This is a genomic window from Sphingobium sp. SG1 (genome assembly GCF_057063145.1).
Window position 1 is genome coordinate 1 of record NZ_JBVVOJ010000018.1, and the last position, 22,539, is coordinate 22,539.

Below are 22,539 nucleotides of genomic sequence, written 5' to 3' on the forward strand. Positions count from 1 at the left end.
TTCTGCCTCCGCCACAGCGTCGGCGAAGTGAATCAAATCTACCCCCCAAAGGCCAGCGTTTTTCGAGGCGTCCAGCTGGACCGCGTCGATGCCGATAGCGTCGGCCCGCTTCGCCGCCGCGACGAAGGCGTCGCGCAGTCGGTCGATCCCGGCCTTGTCCAGCGCCATCGGCGCATGGGTGCCCGGCGTGAAGGGCAGGGCGGACGGGGCGACCGTCTGCCAGCCATTGGCCGCATCGGGCGCGATCTGCGCGCCGCCCTGCCATGGCACTTCGGTAGATGCCTTGCGCCCGGCATGGCCGAGCTGGATCGCGATGGGCATGTCGCTATGGCGCCGCACGCCGTCCAGCACGCGCTGCATCGCCGCCTGCGTCGCATCGTCCCACAGGCCGACATCGGCATGGCTGATCCGCCCCTCGGGCAGCACGGCGGTCGCCTCGATCGTCAGCAACGCCGCGCCCGACAGGGCGAGTTGGCCCAGATGAATGAGGTGCCAGTCGTTCATCTCGCCGTCGACGGCGGAATATTGGCACATCGGCGCGATCACGATGCGGTTGTCGAGGGCAAGGCCGCCGACATCGAAAGGCTGGAACAGCTTGGGGGCGCTCATGCAGGTCTCCAGAAGGGGAGAGGGGAGAGAAGGCCCGCAAGATAGGAAGCCGGCCGGGCAGCCGAAAGGGGGCCTCTTTCGCGGTCGCAAGATGGTCTGGTCTTCAAATCGTCATCAATCGGTCATCGTGGTGCAGCGCTTCGGAAACGCCGCTGTCGCGCAGCTTTCCTAATCGCGACCCCGACCAGAGGGGACTCGATCATGACCAGGATTTTTGCGGCATCCATCAGCCTGCTCGCACTCGCGATCGCCGGCACCGCCCATGCGCAGCAGCCGCTGCCCGAGGAGGAAGGCGGCATCGTCGTCACCGGCCAGCGCGCGCAGTTGCAGCGTTCCATCGACCAGAAGCGGGCGGCGCTGGGCATCGTCGATGTGACCGCGTCCGATGATATGGGCCAGCTGCCCGACAAGAATGTGGCCGAAGCGGTCGAGCGCCTGCCCGGCGTCGGCGTCCAATATGACCAGGGCGAGGGACGCTATGTCGCGGTGCGCGGCGTGCCCTCCAGCCTCAACGGCTATACCATCAACGGCTTCGAGATCGGCAATCCCGACGGGCTCGATCGGCGCCTGCCGCTCGACATCCTGTCGGGCCAACTCCTGAAGCAGGTGGAGGTCGCCAAGGTGAAGACCGCCGACCTGACCGGCCAGGGCATCGGCGCGACCATCAACCTCGTCACCCAGACCGCCTTCGACTTCGACGATCGCTTCATCTTCCAGGCGAACGGGCAGGTCGGCTATCAGGAACTGCGCAAGGGCGACCAGCCGATCAAGGGCGATGTCACCATCGGCACCCGCTTCGGCGCGGACGAACAGTTCGGCATCCTGCTGGGTGCCAGCTATTCCGACCGCACCTATACCAGCTATGGCATCTATCCCGATGACTGGACGCCCGACGCCGATGCCGTGCGCGGCGCCGTGCCGGTCAACATCAAATATAATGACTATCGCCTCAAGCGTGAGCGGATCGGCGCGGCCGGCTCGTTCGACTGGCGCGGCGAGAGCGTCCAGCTCTATGTCCGCGGCATCTATTCCAAATTCTCCGAGGATGAGTATCGCCAGCGCTTCCGCCTCGATTTCTCCGATATCGACTGGGACGCCAATGGCCTGACCGGCATTGCCTCCACCAGCGAGCAGCGTTCCGACCTGCGTCTGGAATATAAGGAAAAGTCGGTCCTGTCCTTCATGGCCGGCGGCACGGCCGCGCTGGCCGACAACTGGTCGCTTGATTTCGGCGCGGCGCGCACCCGCAACGAGGTGATCGAACCCAATCAGCTCTGGCAGTTCCGGGGCAATCCCGGCGCGGTCGCGGTCGATTTTTCGGACAAGCTGTTCAGCGCCGTGCCGGTCGACGGCTATCTCGATCCGTCGGACCTGGGCTTCCGCCAATATTCGGCGCAGGATGAATATGGCCTGGAAAAGACCTGGCAGGGCCGGCTCGACCTGACCGGCAAGCTGCCGACGATCGGCCAGAACAGCTTCATCAAGTTCGGTGCCAATGGCCGCTGGACCGACAAGCGCTTTGATTCCTCCAATGACGTCTATGGGCGCGGCAGCAGCGCCAACCGCTTCACCCTGGATGGCCTGTCGGGCGACACCGTCATCGTGAAGCTGGGCGATGGCCGCAATTATTTCCTTGGCCCGGTGATCGATGCCGACCTTGTCGATGCCTATACCCAGGGCAAGCTGGGCGGCGCGCAGTTCGTGCTCAACGAAGCGACCAGCCTGGCCAATGAAACGCTGAGCGATTTCGACCTCAGCGAGAATGTCTATGCCGGCTATGCCATGGCCAATCTCGACTTTGGCGCGCTGTCGGTCACGGGCGGCCTGCGGGTCGAGCGGACCGAACTGGACATTGACGGCTATCTGCTGGAAGGCGACGTCGTCCGCCCGACGTCGGGCCGCACCCGCTATACCAACTGGCTGCCCAGCCTGGTGGTGCGCGTGACCCCGTCGCACGACACCGTCTTCCGCCTTGCCTATTCGCGCAGCATCGGCCGGCCCAGCTATGCCGACCTGTCGCCGGGCGGCACCGTCACGGTGGAGGGCGCGGACGAGATCAGCGTGTCGAGCGGCAATCCGGCGCTCAAGCCCTATGTCGCGGACAATCTCGACATGTCGGCCGAATGGTATTTCGCGCCCGGCGGCCTGATCAGCGTCGGCGCCTTCGCCAAGTTCATCCGCAACCCGATCTTCACGCAAAGCTATACCATCAATGACGGCAGCTTTGGCGGCGTTGCCTATGACCGGATCAATTTCAGCCAGACGCTCAACGCCGACAAGGGCGATATCATCGGCCTGGAAGCCGCCTGGCAGCAGCAGTTCACCTTCCTGCCGGGCCTGCTCTCGGGTCTTGGCATGAACCTCAACCTCACCCTGATCGACTCCAGCCTGCGCATGCCGGACCGTGGCACCGTTGCCTTCCCCGAACAGTCCAAGCTGCTCTGGGGCGCGCAGCTCTTCTATCAGAAGGGTATCGTCGAAGCGTCGGTCGCCTATCATCATACCGGCCGCGCCTTGCTGTCGGCGGGTGATATCCGCCTCAATGACCAGTATAATGACGATCTGCGTCGCCTGGACGCGAAGATCGGGGTGGATGTGACGAAGAATGTGCGCCTCTTTGCCGAAGGGCAGAATCTGACCGACGAGCCGACCCGCCAATATCAGGGCGGCGTGCGCGACTGGGTGATCCAGAATGAACGCTATGGTCGCACCTTCTACGTCGGGGCCTCGGTCAAATGGTAAGGGCGCTGCTTGTCGGAACCGCGCTGCTGGGACTGGCCGGCGCGGCGGTCGCGCAGCAGGCGCCGGCGGATGCGCCGTCGCCGCCGCCACCCCCGGTCGGCCTGCGGATCAAGGCGCCGGAAGCGCATCAGGGCGCGGCGTCGGACGGCACCTATGTCTATGCGATCGATAATGACCGGATCGGCAAATATCGCATCGCCGACGGACAGCGCGTGGCGCAGTGGCAGGGGGAGCGTCGCCTCTATACGCACATGAACAGTTGCACCGTGGTCGGCACCGAACTGGTCTGTGCCGCGTCCAACTATCCCGCCGTGCCCCAGACCAGCGCGGTCGAGATTTTCGACACGAAGACGCTGAAACATGTCCGCAGCGTCAGCTTGGGCTTTGGCCCCGGATCGCTGACGGTGATGGATCGCCATGACGGCAAATGGTGGGCGGTATTCGCCAATTATGAGGGCAAGGGCGGCGAGCCGGGCCGCGACTATCGCTATACCGTGCTGGTGCGGATGGACGAGGCTTTCCGGGCGGAGGCAAGCTGGGCCTTCCCGCCGGACGTGCTGGCCCGCTTCGCGCCCAAAAGCTGTTCGGGCCTCAGCTGGGGGGCAGACGGCCTGATCTACGCCACCGGCCATGACCGGCCCGAAGTCTATGCGCTGAAACTGCCGGAGGCCGGATCGGTGCTGGAGCATGTCGGGACGCTCGGCATTGCCACGCCGGGCCAGGCGATCGACTGGGATCCCAAGGCGCCCCGGCGCCTCTGGTCGATCGGCCGGGGTGCTGGCGAGATGGTGGCGAGCGAGATGCCGCTAGTTCGATAGGACGGCTCAGCGCACCTTCAGCCCCAGTTCGGCGAGCAGTTCGCCGGCCTGGTCGCGCGAGATGGTGGCGCCGCGAAAGCGGCTGGCATCGCCCAGATGGACGCCGCCTATGTCCGCGCCGCGCAGGTCGGCGCCCTCGAACCGGGCGCCGTCCAGCATCGCCTCGCGCAGGCTGCAGCCTTCGAAACTGGCCATGCGGAAATCGCATTTGCGCAGGTCCGCCTGCGAAAAATCGATGCGGCTCAGCCGTTGCTTGCGGAAGGACAGGCCAGGCAGGCGCGCGTCGATCAGCAGGCATTCCGCCATGTCGACCTCCAGCGCGCGCAGGTCCGACAGGTCGGCGCCGGTCAGCTTGCACTGGGCCAGCCGCGCGCCCTCCAGCCGCGCCCGCCGCAATATGACATTGTTGAAGTCGCATCCGGTCAGCACCGCGTCGGAGAGATCGCAGCCGGTGAAATTCGCGCCGCCGCCCCGGCAACCCTGCCAGCGGGTGCGCTCCAGCATGGCGCCGGCCAGATCGGCGTTGCGCAGGTTGCAGCGCTCGAACTGCCAGCCGGTGAGGTCGAGCTGCGCCAGCGCCGCCTCCTCCAGATCGCAGTCGATCAGGACGTGGGGCGTGCCCGCCAACGCCATGATGTCGGCGCGCGCCAGTTGCTGCCCGTTGCGCGCGGGCAGGGCATCCATGTCGTTCATGCCGCCATCTATGCCTTGGGCGTCAGCTTGAGCAGGCGGCCCTGCGACTTGCCGCCATCCTCCAGCAGCCACAGGGCGCCGTCCGGCCCCTGTTCGACCTCGCGGATGCGGGCGCCCATGTCCCACTGGTCGGCCTTTTCCGCATTCTCGCCGTTCAGCTTCACCCGCACCAGCGACTGGCTCGACAGGCCGCCGATGAACAGCGATCCCTTCCATTGCGGGAACAGGTCGCCCGAATAATAGATCAGGCCGCCCGGCGAGATTACCGGATTCCACCAGACCTTCGGCGCCTCATAGCCGTCGCCGGGCTTGTGATCGGGAATGTCGCGGCTGTCATAATGATCGCCGTTCGACACGCGCGGATAGCCATAGTTGAGGCCCGGCTTGATCAGGTTGACCTCGTCGCCGCCCTTGGGGCCCATTTCCTGTTCCCACAGGCGCCCGTCCTTGTCGAAGGCGATGCCCAGCAGGTTGCGATGGCCATAGGACCAGACCGCCGGGTTGAAGCCCTTGGCGGCCAGCGGATTGCCCGCCGCCGGCGTGCCGTCCAGATTGAGGCGCAGCACCTTGCCCAGGGTCGATTTGGGATCCTGCGCCGGTTCGAACTTCTGCCGCTCGCCATTGGTGAAGAAGAGATATTTGCCGTCCGGCGAAAAGGCGATGCGGCCCGAATAATGGCCATTGCCCTCGACATAATCGCTGGCACGGAAAATGACCTTCACGTCCGCCAATTTCGTCGTGCCGTCGCTCGCCTGGTCGAAGATGCCGGTGGCCAGCGCTACGCCCTTGCCGCCGGCACGATCACCCTGGCCCACTTCGGAGAAGCTGAAATAGACCTTCTTGTCCTGCGCGAATGTCGGGGAGGGGACGATGTCCATCAGCGCGCCCTGACCCTCGCTGTCGACCTTGGGGATGCCGGCGACCGGGATCTTGGTGCCGTTCTTCGGATCGAACAGGATCATCTCGCCGGCCTTTTCGGTGATCAGCATCCGCCCGTCGGGCAGGAAGGTCATCGCCCAGGGCGATTCGAAATCGGCGATCACCGATGTCTTGAACGGCTTTTCCCCCGCGGTCGCACCGGCATTCTGGCCGGTCGCGTTGTCCGCCGAACAGGCCAGCAGGGCGAGGGGGAGAGTGACGGCCATCACGCGCAGCATGGGAAACTCCTGTTATAATATTCGCGGGGGGAAGCCGATTTTCGGCGGGGGTTCCATGCCCGCATCCTCCACCGGATGCGGGCATGGATGCAAGCCTCATCGGCGATCAGCCGATTTCTTAAGCTTCTGCCGCTAGAGACCGGGGCGGCAAGAGGGGGAATATGGTGCTGCACGGCGTATCGGATTTCGATGCTGCGTGCGCGCAGGCAGGCGCCTTGCGCGTCGAGCCGCTATGCCTTGCCGACGCGCTGGATTCGACCGTGCTTGCCCGCGCCTGGGAAAGGCTGGAGGCCCGCGCCGACTGGCCGACCCAGACCCGCCTGTTCGCCGTCACGCTGAACGACCTGATTGCCGCCGGGCCAAGCCGCATCATGACGGTCTGGGCGGGCGCCGATCTGGTCGCGCTGCTGCCGCTGTGCCGCGATGGTGGCGCGCTGGCCCGCTGGCGGATGATCGGCGCGCGCGAAACCTATGAGCCGGGCGACATGCTGTGCAACGGGACGGTGGCGGCCGATGCGCTGGCCGGCGCGATCGCGCGTTTGCCGCATCCCTTGCTGCTCGATCGCATTTCGGCCGGGTCGCCCTTGATCCCCGCACTGGCGCGGGCGGTGCGGCGGCGCGGGCGGCTGGTCGTGCGACCGGCCATGGCCTGTCCCCATATCGCGCTCGATGAGGGCTGGCGCGACCCGGAAAGCCGCTTCAACGCTGGTCGCCGCTCCGACTTCCGCCGCGCCCGGCGCAAGGCGGAAGGGTGCGGCCTGCTCCAGTGCGAGACGCTGGCGCCGGACGCCGATAATTTCGACGCCCTGTTCGACGAGGCCGTCGCGGTCGAGGCGCTGGGCTGGAAGAGCGAGGCGGGCACCGCCATCGCCACCGACCCGCGTCAGGCGGCGATCTTCCGCGCCTTCTTCCGTGCGGTCGCGCAGCGCGGCGACCTGCGCATCTCCTTCCTGCGGATCGATGGCCGCGCCATCGCGATGCAGATGGCGGTGCTGTGGAACGGCCGCTACTGGCTGTTCAAGATCGGTCATGACGCGGCCTTCAACGCCTGTTCGCCCGGCGGGCTGCTGATGCTCCATGCCATCGGCTGGGCGGCGCAGGCGCGGCTGCACAGTTTCGAATTTCTCGGCGTCGCCGAACCCTGGATTCGCAAGCTCTGGACCCAGGCGGAGCATGATTGCGTCCAGTTGCGCACCTATCCCTATAATCTGCGCGGGGCGGCGGCCTTTGCGGCGGACGCTATTGTCTGGTCGCGGCAACGGCTGTGGCGGCGGTGAGGGGCGGGGCGGCCTGGCGCCTGTTGCGGGACACGCGCTATGCCCTGCCCGGTGCGCTGGGGCGGGTCATCCCGGCACCCGACGCCCCCCATGCCGTGGCGATCGCCCGGCAACAGGCCCGCGCCGGCGCTGCCACCACGATCGGCTATTTCGAAGGGGCGGGGGGTGATCCCTCGTCGATCATGGCCGCCTATGCGCGGGTGGCGCAGCGGGCGCGCGGCCTGGACCTCAGCCTGTCGGTGAAGGCGCCGCCGCTGCGTTTCGATCCGGTCAGCCTGCGCGAACTGGCGCAGATTGCGCGCCAGTCCGGCCTGTCGCTGGTGTTCGACGCCCATGGCCCGCAGGATGCGGACGAGACGCTGGCGGCGGTCGAACGGCTTCTGCCCGACTTTCCCGATACCGGCATCGTCCTACCCGCCCGCTGGCAGCGCAGCGTGGCCGATGCGGTCCGGCTGCGCGACAGCAGCGCGCCGGTCCGGGTCGTGCGCGGTGAATGGCCCGACCCGGCGGGCTATGCCGTCGATCCCGATGCCGCCTATCTGACGCTGGTCGAAGCATTGGCCGGCCGCGCGGCGCCGGTCGCGATAGCTACCCATCGCCCCGCGCTGGCCGACCGGGCGCTGGCCCTGCTGCGCGACGCCGGCACGCCGTGCAGTCTGGAGCAGTTGCGGGGGCTGCCGGGCCGTCGCTGCCGGAAGGTAGCGCGGGGGCAGGGGGTGCCGGTTCGCCTCTATGTGCCCTTCGGTCCCGGCTGGATTCCCTATGCGCTGGACCGGGCGCTGGCCCGGCCCTATCTGCTGGCGTGGATGTGGCGCGACTGGACAGGCCGCGCAGACCCCTGAAATAGCGCATTTTACGAAAGATGTTGCAGGTCATTGGCAACCTGCCTATATGGATATTGCTTCCTTACATCGTCACACATGTCAGGGTCGCAGGCACCAAGCCTGCGGCGGCAACAAGCAGACCTGTCTATTTTCTGGAGTATCCATGGCGGACATCGCCGAACTGACCGCATTGATCGAGCCCGAGGTAAAGGCCCTGGGGTTTGACCTCGTGCGCATCAAGCTGTTCGGATCGGGCGACGAATATACGCTGCAGATCATGGCCGAAGACCCGAAGACCAAGCAGTTGGTCATCGAGGATTGCGCCGCCATCTCGCGCCGCCTGTCCGACGTGATGGATGAAGTCGACCCGATCGAGGAAGCCTATCGTCTGGAAGTCAGTTCGCCTGGCATCGACCGGCCGCTGACCCGTCTGCATGATTTTCTCGAATGGGCGGGCCATGAAGCGAAGATCGCCGCGACCGAAGTGGTCGAGGGGCGCAAGAGCTTCCGTGGCATCCTCAAGGGCGTCGAGGGTGAGGATATCCTGTTCCAAGATGCCAAGGCCGGCGATGTCACCATCCCGTTCGCGCTGGTCGGCGATGCCAAGCTGATGCTGACCGATGCACTGATTTCTGCTACCATGCCGCTCTCCTCCGATGGGGCGGACGAGTTCGAAACCGAGGAATAAGGGTTTTATCGTCATGGCCAACGCCATTTCCGCCAATAAGGCCGAGCTGATCGCGATCGCCAACAGCGTCGCCAGCGAGAAGATGATCGACAAAGCGATCGTCATCGAGGCGATGGAAGATGCGATCCAGCGCGCCGCCCGTGCCCGTTACGGCGCCGAGAATGACATCCGTGCCAAGCTGGACCCGGACAGCGGCGACCTGCGCCTGTGGCGCGTCGTCGAAGTCGTCGAGGTGGTCGAGGATTATTTCAAGCAGGTCGACCTCAAGCAGGCCGCCAAGCTGAAGAAGGACGCCGTGGTCGGCGACTTCATCGTCGATCCGCTGCCCGCGATCGACCTGGGCCGCATCGATGCCCAGTCGGCCAAGCAGGTGATCTTCCAGAAGGTCCGCGACGCCGAGCGCGAGCGCCAGTTCGACGAGTTCAAGGACCGCGTGGGTGAAATCATCACCGGCGTCGTCAAGTCGGTCGAATTCGGCCATGTCGTCGTCAATCTGGGCCGCGCCGAAGGCGTGATCCGCCGCGACCAGCAGATCCCGCGCGAAGTCGTTCGCGTCGGCGACCGCATCCGGTCGGTCGTGCTGAACGTGCGCCGCGAAAATCGCGGTCCGCAGATTTTCCTCAGCCGCGCGCACCCCGAATTCATGAAGAAGCTGTTCGCGCAGGAAGTGCCCGAAATCTATGATGGCGTCATCACCATCATGGCCGCCGCCCGCGATCCGGGTTCGCGCGCCAAGATCGGCGTCATCAGCCGTGACAGCAGCATCGATCCGGTCGGCGCCTGCGTCGGCATGAAGGGTAGCCGCGTCCAGGCCGTCGTGCAGGAAATGCAGGGCGAGAAGATCGACATCATCCCCTGGTCGGAAGATACCGCCACCTTCGTCGTCAACGCGCTGCAGCCGGCCCAGGTCGCCCGCGTCGTCATCGACGAGGAAGAAGAGCGCATCGAAGTCGTCGTTCCCGACGATCAGCTGTCGCTCGCCATCGGCCGCCGCGGCCAGAATGTCCGCCTCGCCAGCCAGCTGACCGGCAAGGCAATCGACATCATGACCGAAGCCGACGCCAGCGAGAAGCGCCAGAAGGAATTCGTCAGCCGTTCGGAAATGTTCCAGAACGAGCTGGACGTGGACGAGACGCTGTCGCAGTTGCTGGTCGCCGAAGGCTTTGGCGAGCTGGAAGAAGTCGCCTATGTCAGCGTCGAGGAACTGGCCGGGATCGAAGGTTTCGACGAGGATCTGGCTGCCGAGCTGCAGAGCCGTGCGCAGGAAGCGCTCGATCGTCGCGAACAGGCCGCCCGTGAAGAGCGTCAGGCGCTGGGCGTCGAGGACGCGCTGGCCGACATGCCGCACCTCACCGAAGCGATGCTGGTCACGCTCGGCAAGGCCGGCGTCAAGACGCTCGACGATCTCGCCGATCTGGCCACCGATGAACTGGTGCAGAAGAAGCGTGTCGATCAGCGTCGTCGCAAGTCGGACAGCGGCAATGAGGACAAGGGCGGCATCCTGGCTGCCTATGGTCTGAGCGACGAGCAGGGCAATGAGATCATCATGGCCGCCCGCGCTCACTGGTTCGAAGGCGAGGAAGCGTAAGCCAACATGCCTTTCGTCGACATCCGCCTGGCCGGTAGCGCGACTCGCGAGCAGAAAGCCGCGATCGTTGCTGACGTCACCCAGTCGCTCGTGGAGCGGCTGGGAAAGCCGGCGGCTGCCGTCCAGATCGTGATCTCGGAAGTCTCGACCGAAAATTATGCGGCCGGCGGTCAGTTGATCGCCGACCGCGCAATTTCTCCAAACAGGGAGGACGCCAATGCTGCGGACACTCCCCGATGAGAGAATAAGCCTACTCGACAGCGTTGGTCTTGCCCTTTTGTCCGTTTTGGCGGAGGGGCGCGCATGACCGAACGCAAATGCATATTGAGCGGCGACCGCGCCGATCCCGAAACGCTGATTCGCCTGGCCATCGGCCCTGAAGGACAGGTGTTGCCCGACGTCCGCGCCAAGGCGCCGGGCCGGGGCGCCTGGATCGGCGTGTCGCGGGCCGAACTGGAAACAGCGCTGGCCAAGGGCAAGCTCAAGGGCGCGCTCGCCCGCGCCTTCAAGGAAGGCGCTCTTGAAATTCCCGACAATCTTCCCGATCTGGTGGAGGCCGGGCTGCGGCAGGATCTGCTCAGCCGCCTGGGGCTGGAGGCTCGTGCCTCCATGCTGCTGACCGGATCGGAAAAGATCGACGTAGCATGCCGCAAGGGCATGGTGAAAATGCTGCTCCATGCCGCCGATGCGGGCACGGACGGCAATCGAAAACTGGACCAGGCCTTGCGTGTGGGACAGGAAGCGGAAGGCACGGATCTTGCGGGCATCGTCTTGCCTGTGGACCGGCACGCCCTATCTATGGCAATGGGGCGCGACAATGTCGTCCATATCGCGGTGACCGACTCGCGGGCGACAGTGCGCCTGCGTGCGGCTCTGGGCCGCTTGGAAAGCTATCTGGGATGCGCTACCGGGGCGCCGGTGCATGGGGAGCAGGACTCCGCCGATGCGCAGGCGCATGAGGCTGCATGGAATGATGCGTCGGCGGCTGCGCCGGCTGATGATGATGTGAAGGGTTAAACATAGTCGATGAGTGACAGCAACGAAGACAAGCCGGTTCTGGGCCGCAAGCCGCTGGGGATCAAGCGCACGGTCGAGTCCGGTCAGGTGCAGCAGCAGTTCAGCCATGGCCGCAAGAACACGGTCGTGGTTGAGGTGAAGCGGCGCCGCGTCCCCATGGGCAAGCCGGGTGAAAGCACCGGCGCTGCGCCCGCTGCTGCGCCCCAGGCTGATCCGACGCCGGCCGCGCCCGCAGCGCCGGCCGCACCCCGTCCCGCCGCGCCTGCGCCGCAGCAGCGCGCGCCGCAGCCCGCCCCCGTGCGCCAGGCGCCGCCGCAGAGCCTGATGTCGCGTCAGGAACTGCAGGCCAAGCTGCTGCGCGAGGCCGAGGAAGCCCGCATGGCCGCCCTGGAAGATGCGCGCCGCCGTGAGGATGCTGCGCGCCTTGCCGCCAGCGAGGAAGAAAAGCGCCGCGCCGAGGAAAATCGCCAGGCTGCCGAAAATGCCGAGGTCGAGGCCGCCAAGGCTGCCGAAGCCGCCGAGCAGGCCAAGGTTGCCGAAGCCGCCAAGCCGGCTGCGCCGGTCGAAGCGCCGGCCGCGCCGGCTGCTGCAGCCGAGCCTGCCGCTGTCGCTCCGGCCGCGCCCGCCGCACCGGCGACCACCAGCTCGACCATGCCGCCGCCGCGCCGCTTCACCCCGGTCGCGCCGGTCAAGCGCCCCGAACCGGCGAAGCCGGATCGTGCCAAGCGCAACGACGATAATCGCCGCCAGTCCGGCAAGCTGACCGTCACCCGCGCGCTTGCGGACGACGACAGCGCCCGTGCCCGCAGCCTCGCCGCGCTCAAGCGTGCGCGCGAGAAGGAACGTCGTGCCCATTATTCGGGCGGCAGCCAGCCGCGCGAGAAGCAGAGCCGCGACGTCGTGGTGCCCGAAAGCATCACCGTGCAGGAACTGGCCAACCGTATGGCCGAAAAGGGCGCGGATCTGGTCAAGGCCTTGTTCAAGATGGGCACCGCCGTCACGCTCAACCAGCCGATCGATCAGGATACGGCGGAGCTGCTGGTCGAGGAATTCGGCCACCGCATCCAGCGCGTGTCGGATGCCGACGTTGAAATCGGCATGGAAGGCGAGGCTGACGCACCCGAAACGCTCAAGCCCCGTGCCCCGGTCGTGACCATCATGGGCCATGTCGACCATGGCAAGACCTCGCTGCTCGACGCGCTGCGCGGCACCGACGTGGTGGCCGGCGAAAGCGGCGGCATCACCCAGCATATCGGCGCCTATCAGGTGAAGACGAAGAGCGGTGATCTCATCACCTTCCTCGACACGCCGGGCCACGAAGCCTTCTCGGAAATGCGTGCCCGTGGCGCCAACGTCACCGACATCGTCATCCTCGTGGTGGCGGCCGATGACGGCCTGATGCCGCAGACGATCGAAGCCATCAACCACACCAAGGCTGCTGGCGTGCCGATGATTGTCGCGATCAACAAGTGCGACAAGCCCGACGCCAACCCGCAGAAGGTGCGTGAGCGCCTGCTGAGCGAGGAAATCGTGGTCGAGGACATGGGTGGTGACGTCCAGGACGTGGAAGTGTCGGCGCTCAAGAAGACCGGCCTCGACGAACTGATCACCAAGATCCTGCTCCAGGCCGAGGTCATGGAACTGACCGCCAACCCCGATCGCGATGCCGAAGGCAATGTGATCGAGGCACAGCTCGACAAGGGCCGTGGTGCGGTTGCGACCGTTCTGGTCCGCAAGGGCACGCTGAAGATCGGCGACACCTTCGTCATCGGTTCGGAAAGCGGCAAGGTCCGCGCGATGATCAACGACAAGGGCCAGCAGGTGAAGACCGCCGGCCCCTCGACCCCGGTCGAGGTTCTGGGTCTGTCGGGCGTGCCGATGGCCGGTGACCAGCTCACCGTCGTCGAGAATGAAGCCCGCGCCCGCGAAGTCGCTGCCTATCGTCAGGAGCAGGCGACCAAGAAGCGCACCACGGCTGCCCCGACCAGCTTCGAGCATATGTTCTCGGCGCTGAACACCAAGGTCATCGAATATCCGGTGGTGGTGAAGGGCGACGTGCAGGGTTCGGTCGAAGCGATCGTGTCCTCGCTCAACCGCATCTCGACCGACGAGATCAAGGTCCGCATCCTGCATTCGGGTGTCGGCGCGATCACCGAAAGCGACGTCACGCTGGCCGCTGCCAGCCGCGCGCCGCTGATCGGCTTCAACGTGCGTCCCAATGCCAAGGCCCGTCAGCTCGCCGAGCGCGAGAAGATCAGCCTGCGCTACTATGACGTGATCTACGACCTGCTTGAGGAAGTTCGCGGCGAAATGGCTGGCCAGCTCGCCCCCGAACGGATCGAGACGATCGTCGGCCGCGCCGAGGTGCTGCAGGTCTTCCCGGCCGGCAAGAAGGACAAGGCCGCCGGTCTGCTCGTCCTCGACGGCATCATCCGCAAGGGTCTGGCCGCGCGCCTCACCCGCGACGATGTCATCGTGTCGCGCACCAACATCGCGTCGCTGCGTCGCTTCAAGGACGATGTCTCCGAAGTCCGCGCCGGCATGGAGTGCGGTGCGGTCCTGCAGGACACCAACGACATCAAGCCGGGCGACACGCTCGAACTGTTCGAAGTCGAAGAGCGCGCACGCACGCTGTAAATCAAGGCGAACGATCTTCCCTTCGGGGAAGGGCCGGGGGTGGGTGCGATTGTGCAAGCAATCGCTTCCACCCTTTCGCTATTCGGCCGTGCCCGCTACGCTCACCACCCCACCTGCACCCTCCCGGCCGGGGAGGGGGAGTTATTGACTATGTCCAACCAGCCCGAAGGCCCCTCTGTCCGCCTGCTGCGCGTCGGCGAACAGGTGCGCCATGTCCTTTCCGACATTCTCCAGCGCGGCGACGTGCATGACGATGTGCTGAGCCAGCATGTGGTCAGCGTCACCGAAGTGCGCATGTCGCCCGACCTGCGCCACGCCACCGTCTTCATCAAGTCGCTGCTTGGCAAGGATGAGGAAGCGGTGCTCAAGGCGCTGCGCACCAACACCGCCTATCTCCAGCGCGAAGTCGCGCACCGCATCCGCCTCAAATATGCGGCGAAGCTCAAATTCCTGTCGGACGAGAGCTTCGACGAGGGCAGCCATATCGACAAGCTGCTCCGCGACCCCAAGGTCGCCCGCGACCTGGAGCAGGATGACGGGGAGGAATAAGCGCGTTATCGTCATCGACGGGACGGTGTAGCCCCGTTAACAGCGTCTCACTCGCAATCGAGTAAAGGGGCAGACGCATGAAGATGAGCGGGATAATCAGTATGGCCGCCTTGGCATTGGCTACGCCCGCCATCGCCCGCGAACCCGCCATCCATCCCGCTGTCACCACCGATCCCGCGCCCGACGCCGCCAACCCCGCGCGGATGGACGCGTTCGTCATTCCCTCGGGCGAGGGGGCGATGAACGCGGTCATGTATGTCGCGGCGGGCAGCGGCGTGCATCCGACCCTGCTGCTGCTCCACGGCTTTCCCGGCAATGAGCAGAATCTGGACCTGGCCCAGGCCGCGCGCCGCGCCGGCTGGAATGTTCTGACCCTCCATTATCGCGGATCGTGGGGCAGCCCCGGCATCTTCTCCTTCACCAACGCGGCGGAGGATGCCTTCAATGCGCTGCTGTTCCTGGAGGAAGCGTCGACCGTCGCCAAATATCGTATCGACACCAGCGCGATCGTGGTCGCCGGCCACAGCATGGGCGGCTTCATGGCGGCGGAGGCGGCGGCCGCCGAACCGCGCGTTGCCGGCCTGTTCCTGATCGATCCCTGGGATCCGGCCCAGACCGTGGCCGCGCTCGCAACGCCCCAAGGGGAGGCCGGCTGGAAGGCGGAGGTGGCCGGCGACCTGCCGCCGCTGTCGGGCGCCAGCTATGAAAGCCTGACCGCCGAGATCAAGGGCGATACGCAGAAGTTCGACCTCGGCCGCAAGCTGGTCGGCTATGGCCGCCGGCCGCTGACCATCATCGGCGCGGACCGGGGGATTGGCGCGATGGCGCGCAAGGTCGGGGCGGACGCCCAGTCGGCCAATCCCAACACCCGCCTGATGGTCTGGCCGACCGATCACAGCTTCTCCGACAAGCGGATCGCGCTCGCCGACGCGCTGGTGCGTTTCCTGGCTGGCGTTGCGCCCACGCTGCGCTAAAGCGCGGCCATGGCGAAGCTCTATTTCTATTATAGCTCGATGAATGCGGGCAAATCGACGACCCTGCTGCAATCGAGCTTCAACTATCAGGAACGCGGCATGGCGACGATGCTGTGGACGGCGGCGGTCGACGATCGCTTCGGCCATGGCCGGATCGCGTCGCGCATCGGGCTGGAGGCGCAGGCTCATCTGTTCGAGCCGGGCGTCGACATGCTGGCCGCCATTGCCGCCCAGCATGACGCGACGCCGCTCTCCTGCGTGCTGGTGGACGAGGCGCAGTTCCTGACTCGCGATCAGGTCTGGCAACTGGCCGCGGTCAGCGACAGCCTCGGCATTCCCGTCCTCTGTTACGGCCTGCGCACCGATTTCCAGGGGGAATTGTTCGAGGGCAGTGCCCATCTGCTCGGCCTCGCCGACGCGCTGACCGAGATCAAGACGGTGTGCGATTGCGGCCGCAAGGCGACGATGAACCTGCGCGTCGATGCGTCGGGCCGGGCGATCCGCCAGGGCGCCCAGACCGAGATTGGCGGCAATGACCGTTATGTCGCGCTGTGCCGTCGCCATTTTGTCGAGCAGATGCGCGGATGAGCCGGATGGACGATCTGCTGGCGCCGATCGAAGCGCCCGGCCTCTATCTGGAGCAACTGGCCGAGCATCATCGCGAAGCCTTGCGCGCCATCTGCCCGGTCGACGATCCGGTGTGGGAGATTTATCCCAACCATCTCGCCGGCGCGGATTTCGACCCGACCTTCGACGCGATCCTGGCGACGCCCAATCGCTACACGTTTCTCATTCTGGCCGATGGCGAGCCGGTCGGCATGTCGGGCTATCTGAATGTCGACGCCGCGCATAATGGCCTGGAACTGGGCGGCACCTATATGACGCCGTCGGTGCGTGGCACCGGGCTCAATGGCCGGATCAAGCCGCTGCTGCTTGGCCGCGCCTTTGCCTGCGGCTTCACCCGCGTCCAGTTCTGCATCGACGCCCGCAACATCCGCTCGCAAAAGGCGGTGGAGAAGCTGGGCGCCGTGCGCGAAGGCGTGCTGCGCAAGCAGCGCATCACCTGGACCGGCCATGTCCGCGACACGGTAATCTACTCGATCCTCGCCGACGAATGGGCTGCCCGCGCCGCCTGAGCTTCAGTTGATGCCGGCAATCCAGTCCGGCAATTCGTCCAGCCGTTCGAGCTGGGTATAGCGGGCCGCGCCGATCGGCGGCTGCGCCCGCTCGTGCGACCAGGCGCCCTCCTGCGGGATGAACGCGGCCCAGGCCCCGGCCTCCAGCGCCGGCAATATGTCCGACCGCATCGAATCGCCGGCCATCACCGCCTGTTCGGGGGCGATGCCATGGCGGGCGAACAGGGTGCGGAAGGTGTCGACCTTCTTGTCGCTGACGATCTCGATGCCGGAAAACAGGTCGCCAAGGCCCGACGCCGCCAGCTTGCTTTCCTGGTGCAGCAGGTCGCCTTTCGTCACCAGCACCAGCGGGCCGATGTCCGCCAGCCGCTCCAGCGTCTCTTCCACCCCGTCGAACAGCTCGACCGGATGGGCCAGCAGCGCGCGGCCGGCCGCCAATATGTCCTGGATCATCGCGGTCGACAGTTGCTCGCCCGCCAGTTCCACTGCCGCCTCGATCATCGAGAGGGTGAAGCCCTTGGCGCCATAGCCATAGAGCGGCAGGTTGCGGATCTCGCAGGCGATCAGCCGTTCGCGCGTCACATCGACATCGGCAAAGGGCTGCAACATATCGGTCAGCGCGTCCTGGGTCGCGTTGAAATGGCGCATATTGTGCCACAGCGTATCGTCGGCATCGAGGCAGATGAGCTTGATCGTCATGGCGCCGGGAATAGCGCGGCGCGGGGCAGGGGGAAATGGCTGATCGGCGGAACGAAGAGACGTTGGGCCGCAATAAGGGCTGACAGGGGATGGCGGGCGCTATAGAGCGCGCCGCCATGCACGGCTGGCTTATCCTCGACAAACCCCATGGCCTTGGCTCGACCCAGGCGGTCAGCGCAGTGAAGCGCGCGCTGCGAACCCAGCGCGAGGTGCTGGGCGGCACGGAGAAATGGAAGGTCGGCCATGGCGGCACGCTCGATCCGCTGGCGACCGGTGTGCTGCCGATCGCGATCGGCGAGGCGACCAAGCTGGCCGGTCGGATGCTCGACAGCGACAAGATTTACGACTTCACCATCGCCTTCGGCGCACAGACCGACACGCTCGACCTGGAGGGCAAGGTCATCGCGCAAAGCGATGTGCGCCCGACGCTGGCGCAGTTGGAAGCCATCCTGCCGCGCTTCACCGGCCCAATCGAACAGGCGCCCCCCGCCTATAGCGCGATCCTGATCGACGGCCAGCGCGCCTATGACCTCGCCCGCAAGGGGGAGCAGGTGGAGATGAAGACGCGATCGGTGACGATCCATGAACTATTCCTCCCCGGAACGGGGAGGGGGACCGCGTCGCGCAGCGACGGGGTGGAGGGGCAGGCGCCGCTGGATGCGACTTTGGATGGGCAGGATATGGGGGGCGTGCCCCTCCACCATGCTTCGCATGGTCCCCCTCCCCGTGCCGGGGAGGAATTGGCCGCCGTCACCCTGCGTGCCCATGTCTCCAAGGGCACCTATATCCGCTCCCTTGCCCGCGACATCGCGCTGGCGCTCGGCACGGTCGGCCATGTCGCCATGTTGCGGCGGATCAAGGCCGGGCCGTTCACCCTGGAAACCGCGATTTCGCTGGACAAACTGGACGAAGCTGCTAGGGGCGGCGACATCGGCGAGCTTATGCTCCCGTTGACGGCAGGGCTGGACGATATCCCGGCTCTTGCAGTCTCTCCCGATGAAGCATTGGCACTCCGACAGGGGAAGATGCTCATGGGGAAACCGCACACCGGTCTCCTGCTGGCGATGTTGGGCGATACGCCCGTCGCGCTGGTGGAGTCCAGTGGCCCGGAGATCCGGGTGGTGCGCGGCTTCAATCTCTAGATACGAAAGGAAGCCCGATGTCGATCACTGCAGAGCGCAAGGAAGCGCTGATCAAGGAACATGCCCGCGTCGAAGGCGACACCGGTTCGCCGGAAGTCCAGGTTGCGATCCTGTCGGAGCGCATCTCGAACCTGACCGAGCATTTCAAGGGTCACCACAAGGATAACCACAGCCGTCGCGGCCTGCTGATGCTGGTCAACAAGCGTCGTTCGCTGCTGGACTATCTGAAGAAGAAGGATGCGGCTCGCTACACCGACCTCATCACCAAGCTGGGCCTGCGTAAGTAAGCCTGCTAATAAGGGACGGCCCCATTCGGGGCCGTTTCCGATTCTAACGGACGTCCTTTTGGGGATGTCATTCGGGACGGGCGCAATCCGGCGCCCCGTTTCGTTTCAGGGGCCACACGATGCTCCACAACCGCCGCGGACCGGTTTCGTCCGCATATGAGGCCCCGCCCGGCAATAGGGCCAGGTGGGCAAAGGAACATATATGTTCGATGTAAAGAAAGTTTCGATCGAGCTGGCCGGCAAGACGCTGACCCTCGAAACCGGCCGGATCGCGCGTCAGGCCGACGCCGCCGTGCTGGCAACCTATGGCGAAACCGTGGTGCTGTGCGCCGTGACCGCCGCCAAGTCGGTGAAGGAAGGCCAGGACTTCTTCCCGCTGACCGTTCACTATCAGGAAAAATATTCGGCTGCCGGCCGCATTCCGGGTGGTTTCTTCAAGCGTGAGCGTGGCGCCACCGAGAAGGAAACCCTGGTTTCGCGCCTGATCGACCGTCCGATCCGCCCGCTCTTCCCCGAAGGCTTCTACAACGAAATCAACGTCATCGCTCAGGTGATGTCGTTCGATGGCGAGAGCGAGCCCGACATCGTCGCGATGATCGCTGCTTCGGCTGCCCTGACCCTGTCGGGCGTGCCCTTCATGGGCCCGATCGGCGCTGCGCGCGTTGGTTACAAGGATGGCGAATATCAGCTGAACCCGTCGCTGGACGAAGTGAAGACCGGCGAACTCGACCTGGTCGTCGCTGCCACCAGCAACGCCGTGATGATGGTCGAATCCGAAGCCAAGGAACTGTCGGAAGACGTCATGCTCGGCGCTGTCCTGTTCGCCCATGAAGCGAGCAAGAAGGTCGTCGACGCGATCATCCAGCTGGCCGAGAAGGCCGCCAAGGATCCGTGGGAAATGGCCAAGGGCGACGATCTCGGCGCGCTCAAGGGCAAGCTCAAGGATCTGATCGGTGGCGACATCGCCGCCGCCTACAAGCTGACCGACAAGTCGGCCCGCTCGAACGCCCTGAACGAAGCCCGCGCCAAGGCGAAGGCGATGTTCACGGAAGACGGCCTCGACGCCCAGACCGTGATGGCCGGCATCAAGCTGACCAAGAAGCTGGAAGCCGAAATCGTCCGTGGCGCCATCCTGAAGGACGGCCAGCGCATCGACGGCCGCACCACCACCCAGATCCGTCCGATCGAGGCGATGGTCGGCTTCCTGCCGCGCACCCATGGTTCGGCCCTGTTCACCCGTGGCGAGACGCAGGCGATCTGCACCACCACGCTGGGCACCAAGGACGCCGAGCAGATGATCGACGGCCTCACCGGCCTGCACTATGAAAACTTCATGCTGCACTACAACTTCCCGCCCTATTCGGTCGGTGAAGTGGGCCGCTTCGGTGCGCCGGGTCGTCGTGAAGTCGGCCATGGCAAGCTCGCCTGGCGTGCGCTGCACCCGGTGCTGCCGACCAAGGACGAATTCCCCTACACCATCCGCGTTCTCTCGGACATCACCGAGTCGAACGGTTCCTCGTCGATGGCCACCGTCTGCGGTGGTTCGCTCTCGATGATGGATGCGGGCGTTCCGCTGAAGCGTCCGGTGTCGGGCATCGCCATGGGCCTGATCCTGGAAGGCAGCGACTTCGCCGTCATCTCGGACATTCTGGGTGACGAAGATCACCTCGGCGACATGGACTTCAAGGTCGCTGGCACGGAAGCCGGCATCACCACCATGCAGATGGACATCAAGGTTGCCGGCATCACGCAGGAAATCTTCGAGACCGCCCTGCGCCAGGCCAAGGAAGGTCGCGCCCACATCCTGGGTGAGATGAACAAGGCCCTGTCCTCGACCCGCACCGAACTGTCGGCGCACGCCCCGCGCATCGAGACGATCCAGATCGACAAGTCGAAGATCCGTGACGTCATCGGCACCGGCGGCAAGGTCATCCGCGAAATCGTCGCTGAAACCGGCGCCAAGGTCGACATCGACGACGAAGGCATCATCAAGATTTCGTCGTCCGACACCGCCCAGATCGAAGCTGCCAAGAAGTGGATTCTCGGCATCGTCGAGGAAGCGGAAGTCGGCAAGATCTACACCGGCAAGGTCGTCAACATCGTCGACTTCGGTGCGTTCGTGAACTTCATGGGTGGCAAGGACGGCCTCGTCCACGTCAGCGAAATGAAGAATGAGCGCGTCGAAAAGCCGACCGACGTCGTGTCGGAAGGCCAGGAAGTGAAGGTCAAGGTTCTCGAGATCGATCCGCGCGGCAAGGTTCGCCTGTCGATGCGCGTCGTCGACCAGGAAACCGGCGAGGAACTGGAAGACACCCGTCCGGCCCGCGAACCGCGTGAACCGCGCGGCGACCGTGGTGATCGCGGCGATCGTGGTCGCGGCCCGCGCCGTGACGGCGGCGACCGTGGCGGTCGTGGTGGCGATCGTGGCCCGCGCCGCGACCGTGGCCCGCGCAGCGAAGGCAAGGGCGACGATGACGGCTCCAACGCCGGCCTGCCCGACTTCCTGACCCAGGACTGATCGGCAGCATCATCGCTGACAAGAAAATGGGGCGTCCGGTTCGACCGGGCGCCCTTTTTCGTGACGAATCCCGTCCGGGCTAATTTCGATCAAGGCGCGGGGGGCGACATCTGATACGGTCGCGTCACGGTTCCGGGGGAATGTCCATGCAACGCAGCAATGAGCGGTTTGTCGAGCGCCTGCCGCTCGTGCTTCCAAGACCGGTCTATGGCTATGCGCTGAGCCTGCTGCTCTGCATGCTCGCCTGGCTGGCGCGTGTCGCAGCGGAAACGCTGCTGCCGGTCGGCTATCCCTTCGTCACCTTCTTCCCGGCGGTCATCCTCTCCTCCTTCCTGTTCGGGGTGCGGCCGGGCATCTTCGCCGCCATCATCGGCGGGCTGCTGTCCTGGTATTGCTTCATCCCGCCCTTCTATGCGCTGGCCTTCAACCCCGGCGTCGCCATGGCGCTGATCTTCTACACGATGGTCGTGGCCGTCGACATCTTGCTCATCCACTTCATGCAGCGCGCCAATTTCAACCTGGCGGTGGAGCGGGAGCGCAGCCGCGCCCTGGCCGAGAATCGCGAATTATTGTTCCGCGAGCTTCAGCACCGCGTGTCGAACAATCTTCAGGTAGTGGCCGCCATGCTCTCGCTCCAGCGGCGCCAGATCGACAATGATGTCGCCCGTCGCGCGCTGGACGATGCCGCCGCCCGCCTCGCCCTGATCGGCAAGATCAGCCGCGCCCTCTATGATCCCTCGGGGCAGGGGCAGGAACTGCGCGCCTTCATGGTCATGCTCTGCGCCGATATCGTCGATGCGTCGGGCCGCACCGATATTGATTGCACCATCTGCGCGCCCGATGGCCTGTCGCTCGAACCCGATGTCATCGTGCCGCTGGCGCTGATCGTGGCGGAATCGGTCAGCAACGCGATCGAACATGGCCTGCCCGATCGCGCCGGGCGGGTGGCGGTGACGCTGGAACAGCAGGCGGACGGCGCGCTCCAACTGCGCATCGTCGACGATGGGCGCGGCCTGCCGGACGGGACCATGCCCGACGGGCCGACCAGCATCGGCCTGCGCATCGCCGTCGCGCTGGCGCAGCAGCTTGGCGGCCGCTTCCGGCTGGAACCCGCGCCGGATGGCGGCGCCATGGCCTGCCTCGACCTGCCGCAACAGACGCGCTGACACGGCTTAACGTTCTGC

At 65.5% G+C, this 22,539-nt stretch carries 21 protein-coding genes; 17 read left to right on the forward strand and 4 right to left on the reverse strand.

The features are described from left to right. The coding region (locus AC0KVN_RS23510; RefSeq protein WP_483656414.1) for an oxidoreductase at positions 1-609 on the reverse strand (609 nt) is incomplete at its 3' end. Between the two features lie 201 nt (positions 610-810). Here AC0KVN_RS23510 and AC0KVN_RS23515 point away from each other — a divergent pair. Both AC0KVN_RS23515 and AC0KVN_RS23520 read left to right on the forward strand, forming a co-directional pair. Continuing rightward, positions 811-3,351 (forward strand): TonB-dependent receptor, encoded by a 2,541-nt coding sequence (locus AC0KVN_RS23515; RefSeq protein WP_435567386.1) that lies wholly within the window; start codon positions 811-813, stop codon positions 3,349-3,351. Further along, positions 3,345-4,169: a hypothetical protein gene (locus tag AC0KVN_RS23520; protein ID WP_435567387.1), complete on the forward strand. Its 825-nt coding sequence runs from the start codon at positions 3,345-3,347 to the stop codon at positions 4,167-4,169. Before AC0KVN_RS23515 ends, AC0KVN_RS23520 begins: the two co-directional genes overlap by 7 nt. A gap of 6 nt (positions 4,170-4,175) precedes the next feature. On the opposite strand, the gene AC0KVN_RS23525 is transcribed toward AC0KVN_RS23520, so the two are convergent. Further along, positions 4,176-4,862 (reverse strand): pentapeptide repeat-containing protein, encoded by a 687-nt coding sequence (locus AC0KVN_RS23525; protein WP_435567388.1) that lies wholly within the window; start codon positions 4,860-4,862, stop codon positions 4,176-4,178. 8 nt (positions 4,863-4,870) lie between these two features. Then, positions 4,871-6,019, reverse strand: coding sequence for a PQQ-dependent sugar dehydrogenase (locus AC0KVN_RS23530; protein WP_435567389.1), 1,149 nt, complete (start codon positions 6,017-6,019; stop codon positions 4,871-4,873). A 161-nt stretch (positions 6,020-6,180) separates the two neighbouring features. On the opposite strand from AC0KVN_RS23530, the gene AC0KVN_RS23535 reads away from it, so the two are divergent. The 11 genes from AC0KVN_RS23535 to AC0KVN_RS23585 all read left to right on the forward strand — a co-directional run bounded on the left by AC0KVN_RS23535 (position 6,181) and on the right by AC0KVN_RS23585 (position 16,709). Beyond that, complete coding sequence (locus tag AC0KVN_RS23535) at positions 6,181-7,296, forward strand: GNAT family N-acetyltransferase (protein ID WP_435567390.1); 1,116 nt, start codon at positions 6,181-6,183, stop codon at positions 7,294-7,296. After that, positions 7,284-8,138, forward strand: a complete 855-nt coding sequence (locus AC0KVN_RS23540) for a proline dehydrogenase (protein WP_435567391.1) — start codon at positions 7,284-7,286, stop codon at positions 8,136-8,138. The genes AC0KVN_RS23535 and AC0KVN_RS23540 overlap by 13 nt, the downstream gene beginning before the upstream one ends. 145 nt (positions 8,139-8,283) lie before the next feature. Beyond that, positions 8,284-8,808, forward strand: a complete 525-nt coding sequence (gene rimP / locus AC0KVN_RS23545; RefSeq protein WP_017499896.1) for a ribosome maturation protein RimP — start codon at positions 8,284-8,286, stop codon at positions 8,806-8,808. A 13-nt stretch (positions 8,809-8,821) separates the two neighbouring features. Next, entirely contained in the window at positions 8,822-10,396 is a 1,575-nt protein-coding gene (nusA, locus tag AC0KVN_RS23550; RefSeq protein WP_004211271.1) for a transcription termination factor NusA, read from the forward strand. Between the two features lie 6 nt (positions 10,397-10,402). Beyond that, entirely contained in the window at positions 10,403-10,636 is a 234-nt protein-coding gene (locus tag AC0KVN_RS23555; RefSeq protein ID WP_017499897.1) for a tautomerase family protein, read from the forward strand. Between the two features lie 63 nt (positions 10,637-10,699). Then, positions 10,700-11,413 carry a DUF448 domain-containing protein gene (locus tag AC0KVN_RS23560; protein WP_099230930.1) on the forward strand — a complete coding sequence of 238 codons (714 nt, stop codon included), beginning with the start codon at positions 10,700-10,702 and terminating at the stop codon, positions 11,411-11,413. Positions 11,414-11,422: 9 nt separating this feature from the next. Then, positions 11,423-14,050: a translation initiation factor IF-2 gene (gene infB / locus AC0KVN_RS23565; RefSeq protein ID WP_435567392.1), complete on the forward strand. Its 2,628-nt coding sequence runs from the start codon at positions 11,423-11,425 to the stop codon at positions 14,048-14,050. Positions 14,051-14,200: 150 nt separating this feature from the next. Beyond that, the gene (gene rbfA, locus AC0KVN_RS23570) at positions 14,201-14,599 is read left to right on the forward strand and encodes a 30S ribosome-binding factor RbfA (protein ID WP_303758584.1); all 399 of its coding nucleotides are present in this window, start codon (positions 14,201-14,203) and stop codon (positions 14,597-14,599) included. 77 nt (positions 14,600-14,676) lie between these two features. Further along, positions 14,677-15,573 (forward strand): alpha/beta hydrolase family protein, encoded by an 897-nt coding sequence (locus AC0KVN_RS23575; protein ID WP_435567393.1) that lies wholly within the window; start codon positions 14,677-14,679, stop codon positions 15,571-15,573. Positions 15,574-15,582: 9 nt separating this feature from the next. Then, the gene (locus AC0KVN_RS23580) at positions 15,583-16,161 is read left to right on the forward strand and encodes a thymidine kinase (protein WP_004211282.1); all 579 of its coding nucleotides are present in this window, start codon (positions 15,583-15,585) and stop codon (positions 16,159-16,161) included. A gap of 5 nt (positions 16,162-16,166) precedes the next feature. Further along, positions 16,167-16,709, forward strand: a complete 543-nt coding sequence (locus AC0KVN_RS23585) for a GNAT family N-acetyltransferase (protein ID WP_278987021.1) — start codon at positions 16,167-16,169, stop codon at positions 16,707-16,709. A 3-nt stretch (positions 16,710-16,712) separates the two neighbouring features. Here the strand turns inward: AC0KVN_RS23585 and AC0KVN_RS23590 are convergent, their stop codons facing one another. After that, positions 16,713-17,408, reverse strand: a complete 696-nt coding sequence (locus AC0KVN_RS23590; protein WP_435567394.1) for an HAD family hydrolase — start codon at positions 17,406-17,408, stop codon at positions 16,713-16,715. 116 nt (positions 17,409-17,524) lie between these two features. On the opposite strand from AC0KVN_RS23590, the gene truB reads away from it, so the two are divergent. The 4 genes from truB (at position 17,525) to AC0KVN_RS23610 (ending at position 22,521) form a co-directional block, all read left to right on the forward strand. Further along, positions 17,525-18,550 (forward strand): tRNA pseudouridine(55) synthase TruB, encoded by a 1,026-nt coding sequence (gene truB, locus AC0KVN_RS23595; RefSeq protein WP_435567395.1) that lies wholly within the window; start codon positions 17,525-17,527, stop codon positions 18,548-18,550. 17 nt (positions 18,551-18,567) lie between these two features. Beyond that, entirely contained in the window at positions 18,568-18,837 is a 270-nt protein-coding gene (rpsO, locus tag AC0KVN_RS23600; RefSeq protein ID WP_010337408.1) for a 30S ribosomal protein S15, read from the forward strand. A gap of 202 nt (positions 18,838-19,039) precedes the next feature. Continuing rightward, complete coding sequence (gene pnp, locus AC0KVN_RS23605; RefSeq protein ID WP_097382524.1) at positions 19,040-21,355, forward strand: polyribonucleotide nucleotidyltransferase; 2,316 nt, start codon at positions 19,040-19,042, stop codon at positions 21,353-21,355. A 146-nt stretch (positions 21,356-21,501) separates the two neighbouring features. Beyond that, positions 21,502-22,521: a sensor histidine kinase gene (locus AC0KVN_RS23610; protein ID WP_287429108.1), complete on the forward strand. Its 1,020-nt coding sequence runs from the start codon at positions 21,502-21,504 to the stop codon at positions 22,519-22,521. Positions 22,522-22,539 lie beyond the last annotated feature (18 nt).

Bases quoted from the DNA above. Each gene is read 5' to 3' on its own strand.
- AC0KVN_RS23515 (WP_435567386.1), top strand. From the start codon at position 811: ATGACCAGGATTTTTGCGGCATCCATCAGCCTGCTCGCACTCGCGATC.
- AC0KVN_RS23520 (WP_435567387.1), top strand. From the start codon at position 3,345: ATGGTAAGGGCGCTGCTTGTCGGAACCGCGCTGCTGGGACTGGCCGGC.
- AC0KVN_RS23525 (WP_435567388.1), bottom strand. From the start codon at position 4,862: ATGAACGACATGGATGCCCTGCCCGCGCGCAACGGGCAGCAACTGGCG.
- AC0KVN_RS23530 (WP_435567389.1), bottom strand. From the start codon at position 6,019: ATGCTGCGCGTGATGGCCGTCACTCTCCCCCTCGCCCTGCTGGCCTGT.
- AC0KVN_RS23535 (WP_435567390.1), top strand. From the start codon at position 6,181: ATGGTGCTGCACGGCGTATCGGATTTCGATGCTGCGTGCGCGCAGGCA.
- rimP (WP_017499896.1), top strand. From the start codon at position 8,284: ATGGCGGACATCGCCGAACTGACCGCATTGATCGAGCCCGAGGTAAAG.
- nusA (WP_004211271.1), top strand. From the start codon at position 8,822: ATGGCCAACGCCATTTCCGCCAATAAGGCCGAGCTGATCGCGATCGCC.
- AC0KVN_RS23555 (WP_017499897.1), top strand. From the start codon at position 10,403: ATGCCTTTCGTCGACATCCGCCTGGCCGGTAGCGCGACTCGCGAGCAG.
- AC0KVN_RS23560 (WP_099230930.1), top strand. From the start codon at position 10,700: ATGACCGAACGCAAATGCATATTGAGCGGCGACCGCGCCGATCCCGAA.
- infB (WP_435567392.1), top strand. From the start codon at position 11,423: ATGAGTGACAGCAACGAAGACAAGCCGGTTCTGGGCCGCAAGCCGCTG.
- rbfA (WP_303758584.1), top strand. From the start codon at position 14,201: ATGTCCAACCAGCCCGAAGGCCCCTCTGTCCGCCTGCTGCGCGTCGGC.
- AC0KVN_RS23575 (WP_435567393.1), top strand. From the start codon at position 14,677: ATGAAGATGAGCGGGATAATCAGTATGGCCGCCTTGGCATTGGCTACG.
- AC0KVN_RS23580 (WP_004211282.1), top strand. From the start codon at position 15,583: ATGGCGAAGCTCTATTTCTATTATAGCTCGATGAATGCGGGCAAATCG.
- AC0KVN_RS23585 (WP_278987021.1), top strand. From the start codon at position 16,167: ATGGACGATCTGCTGGCGCCGATCGAAGCGCCCGGCCTCTATCTGGAG.
- AC0KVN_RS23590 (WP_435567394.1), bottom strand. From the start codon at position 17,408: ATGACGATCAAGCTCATCTGCCTCGATGCCGACGATACGCTGTGGCAC.
- truB (WP_435567395.1), top strand. From the start codon at position 17,525: ATGCACGGCTGGCTTATCCTCGACAAACCCCATGGCCTTGGCTCGACC.
- rpsO (WP_010337408.1), top strand. From the start codon at position 18,568: ATGTCGATCACTGCAGAGCGCAAGGAAGCGCTGATCAAGGAACATGCC.
- pnp (WP_097382524.1), top strand. From the start codon at position 19,040: ATGTTCGATGTAAAGAAAGTTTCGATCGAGCTGGCCGGCAAGACGCTG.
- AC0KVN_RS23610 (WP_287429108.1), top strand. From the start codon at position 21,502: ATGCAACGCAGCAATGAGCGGTTTGTCGAGCGCCTGCCGCTCGTGCTT.